Below are 12,075 nucleotides of genomic sequence, written 5' to 3'. Positions count from 1 at the left end.
AGACGATCCGGAACCGGCGCGGCAGGAAGCGCGGTACTTCCGGATCCGCGTAACCGGGAAACAGGAAAGCCGGGAAACAGGAAAAAAAGGCCGCCCCCATCATGGGAGGCGGCTTTTTCCGTTTGCCTGCGGAATGCGGTGCAGACCCGATCCCACCGGCGCCGGAGGCGTGTCGGAACCGGCTGCGCGTCAGAAGTTCACGCCGATGGCGAGCTGGAAGTTCCGGCCGATCAACGTCTGGTAATACCGGTTCGTATCGACCGTTCCCGGATATTCGGGCAGCGCGCCGGTTATGTTGTTGACGACGAAATGCGATGAGAGATTTTTCGTGATGTCGTAGGACAGCGAGAGATTGAAATAGGCGAAGGACGGACGCTCGTTGTCCTGATAGCGCGTTGCGGGGACCTGAACCTGATACCGGGTCGGGCCGTACCAGAGCGTCTGCCATTGTGCGGAGAAGGGGCCGCGCAGATAGGTCAGGTTCAGGGTGAAATTGTCGTTCGGGGCGTCTGTCGTGCCCGAGAGGTCATAGGTGCTGCCGAGATAGGATTGCTGGCTTGCGAGATAATGCACATAGTTGCCGCTCAGATCGATATCGCCCGCCCCGGTGCCGAGGCCGAACCGGGTGAGAGGCGTGAAATAGTCGAGACTGGCCTGGAGTGCCTGGGTCTCGAAACGCGCGATATTGTAGAATCCCCCATCGAAGGTCGTGATCTGGCCGCCCGAATCCCGGGTGAAGGTGGAGCAGAATGCATTCGAGGGGTAGCTGGCGGAGTCGTAGCACGCATTCAGCAGATCGGTCGGATACAGATAGGTGATGGCGTTGCGCACCGTCACATCGACGAACGAGGCCTTCATATCCAGACCGCGCACGAAATGGGGCCTGAATTCGAGACTGCCCGTATAGCTTTGCGACGTCTCGTTCTTCAGGGTTACGTTGCCGCCAGTGGTTCCCGGTATGGTGTAGAAGTTGAAATTGGAGATGAAGGGCTGACGAATGCCCGCCTTCGCGCAGTTGGCCGCGCGCAGGGCGGGATTGGGGCCGGAGTCGAGTCCTGCATCCGAACACGGATCGATACCGTAACCGTAGCTGGTCGAACGGGGCGAAAACAGTTCCGTGACGGAGGGATTGCGTACCGAACGGGCATAATTCCCGCTCAGTCCGAAATCGCGCGTCGGCCACCAGGCGCCTCCGAACATATAGGTCCAGAAATTGCCGGTCATGCTGTTATTGATGAACCGGCCATTGGCCGTGGCGGAAAGACTATGGACGCCCGGGACGTGCATGACCGGTGAGACGAGGGGAACATCCAGCTCGCCGAAGGCTTCATGCGTGTGATAGGCGCCGCCCGTGGGCGGAAGCGGCAGGCTGTTGCCATATTGCCGGTACGTGCCGTCCGGCTGTGGCCAGCCACGGAAAAAGTCGCCCGGATCGAAGCGATAGCTTTCGCGCCGGTGCTCGTATCCGAGATCCCATCTCATGTCTCCCGCCGGGAGACGGAAGACGGTCGAGCCGAGTTCGGCCTGGAGATCGCGCTGGCTGTTCCTGTTCCTCGAATGGGCATCCGCGATGACGTAGTCCCTTGCGCCGGGGGTCATGCGGTCGAAGCCGAACGGGTTGAGGGGCGCGCAGCTTGCAGAGCGGGTCGCGATCGGTGCGTTCTGATAGCCGGGCGCACAGACGATGGCGCCGCCCGGATCGCGAACGGCGTTCAGCGCGTTGATCAGATTGGGGACGACGATCGATGGCGTCCAGGTGTCGTTCATGTAGCGCGTGTATTCGCCGCGGATTTTCCATGTGAACCGTCGTCCCACCGCGTCGAAGTCGCCGTTCAGCCCACCCTGGAAGCGATACATCTGCATGGTCGTTCTGAACATGCCCGCATCGAGATCCTGGTTGAGGCGCGTGAGATAGAATGTGTCCGTCGGTTTGCCGTCGGCAGCGAGGGCATTGCGGATCGTCTGCTGTTCTGCCGGGGTGAGGAAGGGATTGCCGGTGCTCAGAGCGAACGGGCCGTTGACCACGCCATTGGTATAATAGCTGCTGCTCATCGGACCGGACGTATTCAGCGTGACGGGATCGTCGAACTGGGGCGTGTTCCAGGTGCCTTGCCCCACCTGATTGCGCGCGCTGCCTCGCGCATACCAGCCCTGCCAGCTGGCATGGAGATGACGGGTGAAATCGTAATGACCGAGCAGGGTCAGGTTCAGCTTGTCGTTCGGCGCGATGAGCTGGTTGTAATCCTGGATGGCGAGACCGTCGCCACCGATGCCGTGGCTTGCGTCGTTCGTAAGCAGCGTGCCCGTCTCGAGCGGGATGAGAGACTGGCCGTTGCGGCTGAACATCAGCGGGATGTTGCCCGTACCGGGCACGGCCGCATTGGCCTGTCCCGCCAGGCCCGGGGCGGCACTTCCGGCAAAGACGGGCAATACGCCATAGGCGCCGGTCGTCATGGGAATGCCGGTCACCGTGTTCTGTATGGTGCGCTGCCCGGCACCGAGGACATAGAGCGTGGGCGCGCTCTGCCCGAGCGGCACCCTGTGATAGAGAACCGCGTCGCGCCCATAGATCGTCGGACGATCATTGGCGACCATTCCGCCCGTATTGCGATACTCGACGTCGAAAACCAGCCCCCCTTTCCCGTGATCGAAGGGAGTCCCGGCCTTGAAGGTCAGCTTCTCGGCCGGCGCGTCGAGCTTCTGAGACCAGTTGCCCTGGGCGTTGAACGCCACGCCCTTGAAGCGATCGTCCAGTGTGTAGTTCATCACGCCTGCCACGGCATCGGAGCCGTAAGCGGCACCGGCGCCGCCGAGACGGGTATCGACGCTCCTGATGAGGGAGGTCGGTATGGTGCTCACATCGACCTGGGAGCCGGAACCGGCTCCGTAGATCGAGGCGGAGGCGCCCCCGCCCATGCGCATGCCGTCGACCAGGGTCAGGGTTCTCTGGGAGCCGAGATTGAGCAGGCCGATGAAGGATTGTCCGGCGCCGAAACTGCCCTGATTGCCGATGGGGGAGTTGTCGCCTTCGCTGATCGCGGGATTTTCACGTAACAGGGCTGTGCCGAGATCGTAATACCCCCTGCGACGGATCTGCTCCCCGCTGAGGTCGGTTCCCGCCATCACGTTCGTCAGACGCGATTGCGACAGGCGCGTACCCGTGACGAGAATGACCTCTTTGCCATTTCCTCCCTGTCCGTTTCCTCCGTTCCCGCTCGCTCCGTGTTCCGGCACGACGCGTCGCAGGGTCTTCTTCTTTTCAGCGCGCGTCTCTCTCGCAATGTCGTCGTTCCTGCGTGACGTTCCGGTAACGGTTTCCGGGGGCGGGGCCGGAGCCGGGGCCGGGGCAGGGGCAGGGGCAGGGGCAGTAACCGGTGGACGCAGTGCTTTCGCAGCAGAGGGAGTAGCGGCCCCCGACCGCAACGCCGGGGTCTCGTTCTGCTCCTCGCCCGGAATCTCCCGGGTGGGGCGTGCCTGCGCCGAAGGGTCGAGCGTGAGCGCAAGCGTGCCGCCCAGAAAGGCGACGGTCAAACGGGGCGATACGGTTGTTTTCCTGTGCGTTGGGCTCATCACGACGGCATCTTTCGTCCTCGCCCCTCAGTCGGGCATAACTCTGTCTCAAGGGACGAATTATGAAGCACTTGTTAGAAAAGGAAATTACATCCTGCCGCTTTTGTGTTGTTTTCGTTACACTGTGTCTTGACCGATACAAGCCCGACCGCACTCTGGACGCCTTCCTGTTGCCTAAGGCATGTCGGGCGCCATGGGTGCGTGCGTTTGCCGGAGGATGAGCCGGGCGCCGGGGGCTCGCGCAGAACGAGGGCGTTACGGAGAAAGAACATCCCGGAGCGGGGCGAGATAGGCCTCGAGATCGACGCGCAGCGGCATCAGATAGGCATTTTCGTTGCGGGCACGGATTTCGCGCAGCATCATCGCGGCGAAGGCAATATTCGCCTCGAGACCCGGGTCGAAATCACGGGGAAAGACCACATGATTGACCCGCTCCCAATAGGCGCGTGCCTTGGGGCCGATGACCGGTGAAATACCCCAGAATACCGTGTCCTTCTCGAGCCAGCTCGCGCTCAGTTCGAACATCCTGCGGTCGAAGAGAGGCTGGGTGAAAAAACCCGCGGCCCCCGCGTCACGCTTGCGCTGGATATCCTCGAGCTCCTGCCAGGGCGCGCGACGATAGGGATCGAACGCGGCATAGACGGCCAGATGGGGCGCCTCGCGCCTGTAGCGGGCGATGATGTCGGCGCTGGTATTGGGAAAGACGCGATGGGTCGAATCCGGCGGCGGGTCCCCTGCGATGACGAGGATTTCCCCGATCCCCTCCTGCCCGGCGCAGGGAAGCGGGAGATCGGGATCGATATCGACCGCGCGGATATGCGGGATCGCGGCGAATCCCCGGTCGCGGGCGATGGCGCCCCCCTCCCAGGACCGCAGATCGAGGCGAAGCAGATCGGGAATGTTGATGGTCCCGATCCCGGGGAGGAGAGTCCGGACGGTCTCGAGATCGCGTTCCAGCGTTGCGGCATCGCGCGGGACGAGTTCGATGGCGATGCGGCTCATGAAGATTGGCCGTTCAGATAGATGCGTGCCGCCTGGAGCGTATTATGCAGGAGACAGGCGATGGTCATGGGGCCGACGCCGCCCGGCACCGGCGTGATATGCCCTGCAAGCGGCAGCGCCTCGTCGAAGACGACATCGCCAGCGAGGCGTGTCTTGCCGTCGGGCAGGGCGATACGGGTGATACCGACATCAATGACGGTCGCTCCGGGCTTGATCCAGTCGCCACGAACCAGACCGGTCTTGCCGGTTGCCACGACGAGGATATCGCCCTCCCTGGCGAGTGCCCGGGGGTCTTTCGTGTCGATATGCCCGACCGAGACCGTACATCCCTCCCTGAGGAGCAGTTGCGCCATGGGTTTGCCGACGAGATTGGACGCGCCGATGACGACGGCATTGAGACCGCGCAGGGTCGGCAGCGTTTCCTGAAGCAGCATCAGGCAGCCGAGCGGCGTGCAGGGGACGAGGCCGGGAATGCCGAGGCTGAGGCGCCCGGCATTCACTTCGCCCAGCCCGTCCACATCCTTGTGCGGTGCGATCGCATTGGTCACGACGATGGGGTCGAGATGGGCGGGCAGGGGGAGCTGGACCAGAATGCCGTGAATGCGCGGATTGGCGTTCAGCAGAGCGATCAGGTCGAGCAGTTCGTCCTGTTCCGCGGTTTCCGGCAGCATGTGCATGAAGGAGCGCATACCCGCACGATGGGTCTGGATGGCCTTGTTCTTGACGTAGACTTCGCTGGCGGGGTCATTGCCCACGAGCACCACGGCGAGACCGGGAACGACGCCGTGCTCCTCGCGGAGGGATTCGACGTCTGCCTTGACGCGATCCGTCAGACGGCGTGCGACGCCCTTGCCGTCGATGAGCTTTCCCGAAAGCGCCGGATCGTGTTTCATGCGGATCTTCCTGTTGCAGGGGCCAGAAATCGAGTGAGGAACGGACGTGACCGAGGCAATACGCAAGAACTTCGCCAGTGACAACATCGCGCCCGTCAGCCCCGAGGTGATGGCGGCGCTCGCACGGGTCAACGCGGGAGAGGCGCCTTCCTACGGGGCGGATGACGAGACGGCCCGGCTGAACGACGCGATGCGCGCAGTGTTCGGCTGCGATGTGTGGGTATATCCCGTTGCAACGGGAACCGCAGCCAACAGTCTGGCGCTCTCGGCCGCCACGGCTCCCTTCGGGGCGGTGGTGTGCGATCAGAGCGCGCATATCGCGACGGATGAGGGCGGCGCCCCCGAGTTCTTCACCCATGGCGCCAAACTGGTGCCATTGCCCTCTGCCGACGGGCGCATGGCGCTGGCCGATCTCGATCGCGCGCTGAGCGACAACGCGCTGGGCGGGGTTCATACCAGCCCGATCCAGACGCTTTCCCTGACCCAGAGCACCGAATGGGGGACCGTTTACGAGCTCGATCATCTCAACGCTCTGACGCGCCGCGCCCGCGCCGCTTCCTGTGCCACCCATCTGGACGGGGCGCGTCTCGGCAATGCGATCGCGAGCCTTAGCTGTACGCCTGCCGATATCACCTGGAAGGCCGGTTTCGACATGGTGAGCTTCGGCGGCACCAAGAACGGAGCCATGGCCGCCGAGGCCGTTCTGGTCTTCCGCGAGGATCTGGCGAGGAATTTCGAGCGTCGCGTCAAACGCGGCGGTCATCTGTGGTCGAAGCAGCGCTATCTCAGCGCGCAGCTCCTTGCCCTGCTCGAAAACGACCTCTGGCTGCGTAATGCCGCACAGGCCAATGCGATGGCCCAGCGCCTCGCCCATGGGCTCCGGCGCCATCCGGCTGCCTCCCTGCCGTTCGAGGTTCAGGGCAACGAGGTGTTTGCCCTGCTTCCCGAACGCAGCGTCGCCGCGCTCGAGGCGGATGGATGGGGTTTCTATCGCTGGACGACCCCACCCGGCATAGAGGGCGTGCTGATCCGGCTCGTGACGTGTTTTGCGACCGAGCCTTGCGATGTGGACGGATTTCTGGACAGTCTCTGAAGTTCGTTTCCGACGGGAAGGACGCGGCAGGATGACGGAACGGCATATTCTCTGTTTTGGGGATTCGCTCACCTGGGGATGGGTGCCGGTGCCGGAAGGTCACCCCACCACCCGCTACGACCGGGCGCAGCGCTGGCCCGGCGTGATGGCCGAAGCGCTCGGGCCGGATTTCCGCGTGATCGAGGAGGGGCTGAGCGCGCGCACGACCTCGATCGCCGATCCGGTCGATCCGAGGCTCGACGGTTCGGCCTATCTCCCTGCCGCTCTGGCAAGTCACATGCCGCTCGATCTTGTGGTGATCATGCTCGGAACCAACGATGCCAAGCAGGGCTATCGTCGTACCCCGCACGAGATCGCACTCGGAATGGGCAAGCTCGTGCGTCAGGTTCTCGCAAGTGCGGGCGGGGTCGGCACGGCCTATCCCGCGCCACGGGTGCTGGTCGTCTCGCCGCCGCCGCTCGGAGAGATACCGGGCGCGTGGCTTGCGGCCCAGTTTTCCGGTGCCCACGACCGGATTCGTGCCCTGGTCGAGCAATATCGTGCCCTGAGTGCCGCATTGCGGGTCGATTTCTTCGATGCCGGATGCGCGGTCGCGACCGGGGGCAGCGATGGCGTTCATTTCACGCCCGGGGATAACCGGGATCTCGGTCTGGCGCTCGCTGCCGAGGTCAGACGTCTCCTGCGCTGACCGCGCCTGTGCCGGGCGGCGCGACGAAGGCGCAATCGCGCCGTATCGCACCGATCGGCCCCCATGTCTCCGGAAGTCTCCGCAAGGTCGGCCCGGGACAGATCAGGCCCGGTCAGGTCGGATCAGGCCCGACCGGATCGCGGCTCGACCGGATCAGGGCAGTCGGGCCAGTCTCTCCGTCAGAACGGCATAGAAACCGTCGGAATCGACATCACGCAGATAGAGCGCATTGGCGGGGCGACCGGTCACGCTCCAGTAATCCACCACCGTCTGGCCGGAGGAGAGGGGGCTTTGCGTCTCGATCTCGACATTGACCTGTCTCCCCTGGAAGAGGTCGGGTCGAAGCAGCCACATGATCGTGCAGGGATCGTGCAGCGGGGCGCCGGGCCAGTTGTATTTCTGGAGGTCGAACCGCTCCGAGAACCCCAGCATTCCGCCGACACATCGTCCGGCGGCATTGCCGAGGGCCCTGATACGGCCCAGGCGTGCCGGGGTCGTGAGAACCTTGTGGGTCACGTCCAGAGGCAGGAGCACCACGGGAATGCCCGCGCCGAGCACGATTGCAGCGGCCTCGGGATCGACATAGGCATTGAATTCGGCATTGGGCGTGATGTTGCCGCCCTCGAAACAGGCGCCCAGCATGGAGACGACCCGGTTGATCCGCGGCGCGATATCGGGCGCCTGCACCAGCGCGGTTGCGAGATTCGTCATCGGCCCGAGGGTCACGATGGTCAGGCTTCCCTCGGGCTCGTGGCGCAGGGTCTCGATCAGGAAATCCACGGCATGGGGAGAATCCGCCCGTTTGACGGGAGCAGGCAGATCCGCACCGTCCAGCCCGCTTTCGCCATGCACATGATCGGCCCTCACGGGCGGGCGGGTCAGGGGCAGGTCGCACCCGCTATGCAGGGGGATATCGGTGCGCCCCGCCAGCTCGAGAATGGCCGCGGCATTGCGCGTCGTGTTGGCGATGCCGCTATTGCCGCCCACGGTCAGGATCGCCTCGACCGCGATATCCTCCGGCGAGGCCAGCGCCAGAAGAATGGCGACGGCGTCGTCCTGACCGGGATCGGTGTCGATGATGATCCGCGTGGGCGTCATGGGCCTACTCCTTGCCGTCTTCTCCGGTGCCCTTGATCCAGGCCTCGACCGTGCCCGAAACCTTGATCGTCATCGGACGGCCCTTGCGATCGAGCGTCTTGCCGACGGCAAGGCGGACCCAGCCTTCGCTGATGCAGTATTCCTCGACATTGGTCCGCTCTTCGCCGTTGAAACGGATGCCGATTCCCTTCTCGAGCAGGGCCTCGTCGTGAAACGGGCTGCCCGGTGTTGCGCTCAGACGGTCTGGCATGGTGTCGCTCATGGAATATCCTTACTGCTTTCCGGGCCAGAGTGACCCGCTCAGGGCTTCGGACATAGCCCGAGTTTTCGCACAGGCAAAGCGCCGCAACGCAGAGCCGTGACGTGAAACGGGCGCGAGACGACATGCCTCGCGCCCGTTCGTGGCCATTTTGCGGCGCGCGATCAGCCCAGGGTCGGCATCACGAAATCCGCGCCCTGCCGTATGCCTGTCGGCCAGCGCGAGGTGACGGCCTTGTATCTGGTGAAGAAGCGCACGCCTTCGGCTCCATGCATGTGATGGTCGCCGAACAGCGAGGCTTTCCACCCGCCGAAGGAGTGGAAGGCCATCGGCACGGGAATGGGAACATTGACGCCGACCATGCCCGCCTGGACCCGGTGGGTGAAAGCGCGTGCGCTGTCGCCGTCACGGGTGAAGATGGCCGTTCCGTTTCCGAATTCATGATCGTTGACCAGCTTCAGCGCGGTCTCGAAATCGGGCACCCGGACGATTGCCAGAACCGGACCGAAGATCTCCTCGCGATAGATGCGCATCCCGGGGGTGACATGATCGAAGAGAGACCCGCCAAGGAAGAACCCGCCCGGCTCCCGGTCCGGTTCGAAACCGCGACCGTCGACCAGAAGCGTCGCCCCTTCCTCGGCGCCTGCGGTCACATAGGCGGCGACCTTGTCGCGATGCGCCTTCGTGACCAGAGGCCCCATCTCCGTCGCCTCTTCCGTTCCGCTGCCGATCTTGAGCGCCTTGACGCGCGGCACCAGCTTTTCCACCAGGGCATCGGCAACCGGCCCGACAGCAACGGCGACCGAAATCGCCATGCAGCGTTCTCCGGCAGAGCCGTAAGCCGCCCCCATGAGGGCGTCGACCGTCTTGTCGAGATCGCAATCGGGCATGATCACGGCGTGGTTCTTGGCCCCACCCAGCGCCTGCACCCGCTTGCCGCTGGCGATACCCGTCTCGTGGATATAGCGCGCAATGGGGGTGGAACCGACGAAGCTGATGGCCTGTACGCCGTCATGACGGAGCAGGGCATCCACTACGGTCTTGTCGCCATGAACCACCTGGAACACGCCGTCGGGCAATCCGGCCTGTTTCAGGAGGTCGGCCAGAACGAGCGAGGCCGAGGGATCGCGTTCCGAGGGTTTGAGGATGAAGCAGTTACCGCAGGCCAGTGCCATGGGGGCCATCCAGAGCGGCACCATGACCGGGAAGTTGAAGGGCGTGATTCCGGCGACCACGCCCAGAGGCTGCCGCATGGACCAGGCATCGATTCCACGGCCGACCTGTTCGGTAAACTCTCCTTTCAGGAGTTCCGGCGCGCCGGTCGCGAACTCCACGACCTCCATGCCGCGTGTGACTTCGCCCAGTGCGTCCGACAGGACCTTCCCGTGTTCGGAGGTGATGACGGCAGCGAGATCGCGCGCGTGTTTTTCGATCAGATCGCGGAAGCGGAAGAGAATGCGCGCGCGCGCCAGAGGCGTGGTCTGGGACCAGGCCGGAAAGGCGGCCTGTGCGGCCGAGACCGCGTCATCGACATCCTGCGTCGTGCCCAGAACGAGTTGTCCGGTCACCTTTCCGGTCGCCGGATTGAAGACATCGCCCCGTGCGGTCCCGTGACCGTCGCAGCGCGCCCCGTTGATGAAATGCTGAATCAGAGTGCTCATGATGCTGCTCCTCTCACCTGCGATGATCGCAGTATGTGGTGCCTGACTGGAAAAGGCCGATCCGGGCGGGATCTCTGCCCTGTTCTCTCGCCGGACCGGTATCGGAAATGAAACAGAGGCGTCCACCCTCCCGGCATGGCGTCGTTGGCGTTGGTGACGGGAACGAAAATGGAAAGACGACAAGAAAAGGAAACCCGCATTCCCTTTCTTACAAATAAGAGAAAAAATATTCCCGTCCTATGGGGGTGGTTTCACGTTCGGGTGACCATGGGCGGCTCTTTACGGCGTGGCCCGGGCTCGGGCATCGTTCCCTGGCTTCCTGCAAGGCCGGGTCTTTGCAGGGCGTTGCGAACCGTGCCCGTCATCCTGCGTTTTCCGCGCCGGGTCGCATCGCCGTCCTGTCGTTCTTCCCCGGCTTTGCCTCCCCCGCCGAATCAGTTCCTCCGAAATCAGCCCGTCCGAAATCAGCCCCCTCGAATTCAACAACGAAGAGAAGCGATGCGTTCTGTATGTGCCGTAATGGCGATCTCAGCCCTGACCCTCGCCGCCTGTGCCATGGATGCGGATGAGGACGCCGAATCGCGTTTCGCCCCTGTCGCGGCCGGGCAGGCGATCAAGCTCGATCGCAAGCACGTCGCCATACCGGGATCGGCCTATCGCATGGCCTATCGGAGCACGAACGCACAGGACCGGACCCGTCTCGTTGCCGTGTCTGCCGAGGTGATGATCCCGCAGGGAACACCCCCCGCAGGTGGGTGGCCGGTTCTCGCCTGGGCACACGGGACGAGCGGTATCGGTCTGACCTGCGCCCCTTCGGTCATGGGGATCGGCGGGCCGCAGGCACGGTTCTACGGCGCCTGGCTGCGACGCGGCTATGCCGTGGTCGCCACGGATTATCCCGGTCTGGGTGAACCCGGCGCGCCGCTCTATCTCGACTCGCGGTCGGAGGCCATGGCCGTGCTGGATTCCGTGCGCGCAGCCCGGCGGCGTTTCAGCGCGCTGAGCGGACATGTCGTGCTGATGGGGCACGACCAGGGCGCGCAGGCAGTGCTGGCTGCGGCATCTCTTGCCGGATCCTATGCGCCGAGCTTGCAGATCAAGGGGGCGATCGCTCTGGGGGCGCCTTATTTCGATGGAGATTCCGGTCATATCCTGACGCACGCCCATGGCCCGCATCGCTTCGCACCCGGTGTCGTGTACGGGCTGCTTCTGGGCGCTTCGCTCGGCGCCGCAGATCCGTCTTTCGATCCGTCTACCGCCTTCAAACCCAAGGCACTGCCCTATTACCGCAAGGCCTCCAGACTCTGTCGCAGCGAGTTCTTCGGAGCGGTGGAGCATGCGGGTCTCACACCCGATACGACGTTCCAGCCCGATGCGGAAAACGCGCTCGCCCCCGCGCTGCAATGGGCGCGCTATCCTTCGCTCAGGCTCGCTCCCCCGGTCATGCTGGGCATCGCCACCGGAGATACCCAGGTGCCGCCCACCCAGCAGGAGAAGCTGAAGCAGGCCCTGTGCTCCGCGGGCACACGGGTCAGCGTGCATCGCTATCGCGTCGAGCACTCCCCCTTGCTGAACGCAGCCGCAAGCGAGGCCGCATCCTTTGCCGATCGGAGTCTCAAGGGAGAGTCGATTTCGTCCGACTGCCCGTGAAACGCGGTTTTCCCGAAAGACGCGACGCCCTTGTGAAACCCGGCACTCCGGGGGCTTCGCCCTGAACCTGCCAGAGGGCGGGAGTCCTTCGCAGATCTGGCTCTGCGCGCTTTCGCTGTCTGGCCGATCATGGGGAGCCTGTGGTTTGTCAGCGCTGTCTT

9 protein-coding genes are annotated in these 12,075 nt (G+C 64.0%); 3 read left to right on the top strand and 6 right to left on the bottom strand.

Annotation, left to right across the window (positions count from 1 at the left end; all coding sequences use genetic code 11):
- Positions 1-189: 189 nt before the first annotated feature.
- The 3 genes from SSA02_RS07750 to folD all read right to left on the bottom strand — a co-directional run bounded on the left by SSA02_RS07750 (position 190) and on the right by folD (position 5,465).
- On the bottom strand, positions 190-3,570 hold the full coding sequence (locus SSA02_RS07750) for a TonB-dependent receptor (RefSeq protein WP_147093687.1): 3,381 nt from the start codon (positions 3,568-3,570) through the stop codon (positions 190-192).
- Positions 3,571-3,825: 255 nt separating this feature from the next.
- Positions 3,826-4,572 (bottom strand): methylenetetrahydrofolate reductase, encoded by a 747-nt coding sequence (locus SSA02_RS07745; RefSeq protein ID WP_147093504.1) that lies wholly within the window; start codon positions 4,570-4,572, stop codon positions 3,826-3,828.
- Entirely contained in the window at positions 4,569-5,465 is an 897-nt protein-coding gene (folD, locus tag SSA02_RS07740; protein ID WP_147093503.1) for a bifunctional methylenetetrahydrofolate dehydrogenase/methenyltetrahydrofolate cyclohydrolase FolD, read from the bottom strand. The genes SSA02_RS07745 and folD overlap by 4 nt, the downstream gene beginning before the upstream one ends.
- A 46-nt stretch (positions 5,466-5,511) precedes the next feature.
- Here folD and SSA02_RS07735 point away from each other — a divergent pair, with 46 nt between their 5' ends.
- Both SSA02_RS07735 and SSA02_RS07730 read left to right on the top strand, forming a co-directional pair.
- On the top strand, positions 5,512-6,558 hold the full coding sequence (locus tag SSA02_RS07735) for a threonine aldolase family protein (RefSeq protein ID WP_147093502.1): 1,047 nt from the start codon (positions 5,512-5,514) through the stop codon (positions 6,556-6,558).
- A gap of 31 nt (positions 6,559-6,589) precedes the next feature.
- Entirely contained in the window at positions 6,590-7,246 is a 657-nt protein-coding gene (locus SSA02_RS07730; protein ID WP_147093501.1) for an SGNH/GDSL hydrolase family protein, read from the top strand.
- Between the two features lie 153 nt (positions 7,247-7,399).
- Here the strand turns inward: SSA02_RS07730 and SSA02_RS07725 are convergent, their stop codons facing one another.
- The 3 genes from SSA02_RS07725 to SSA02_RS07715 all read right to left on the bottom strand — a co-directional run bounded on the left by SSA02_RS07725 (position 7,400) and on the right by SSA02_RS07715 (position 10,264).
- Positions 7,400-8,344 carry a nucleoside hydrolase gene (locus SSA02_RS07725; protein WP_147093500.1) on the bottom strand — a complete coding sequence of 315 codons (945 nt, stop codon included), beginning with the start codon at positions 8,342-8,344 and terminating at the stop codon, positions 7,400-7,402.
- Positions 8,345-8,348: 4 nt separating this feature from the next.
- Positions 8,349-8,606 (bottom strand): DUF3297 family protein, encoded by a 258-nt coding sequence (locus SSA02_RS07720; RefSeq protein WP_147093499.1) that lies wholly within the window; start codon positions 8,604-8,606, stop codon positions 8,349-8,351.
- A 161-nt stretch (positions 8,607-8,767) separates the two neighbouring features.
- Entirely contained in the window at positions 8,768-10,264 is a 1,497-nt protein-coding gene (locus SSA02_RS07715; protein WP_147093498.1) for a CoA-acylating methylmalonate-semialdehyde dehydrogenase, read from the bottom strand.
- Positions 10,265-10,762: 498 nt separating this feature from the next.
- On the opposite strand from SSA02_RS07715, the gene SSA02_RS07710 reads away from it, so the two are divergent.
- Complete coding sequence (locus SSA02_RS07710; RefSeq protein ID WP_147093497.1) at positions 10,763-11,914, top strand: lipase family protein; 1,152 nt, start codon at positions 10,763-10,765, stop codon at positions 11,912-11,914.
- Positions 11,915-12,075: the final 161 nt, after the last annotated feature.

Origin of the sequence: Swaminathania salitolerans (assembly GCF_007988945.1) — a bacterium.
Taxonomy (GTDB): domain Bacteria; phylum Pseudomonadota; class Alphaproteobacteria; order Acetobacterales; family Acetobacteraceae; genus Swaminathania; species Swaminathania salitolerans.
Note: the sequence above shows the minus strand (reverse complement) of the source record. Positions and strands in the feature narration are given on the sequence as shown.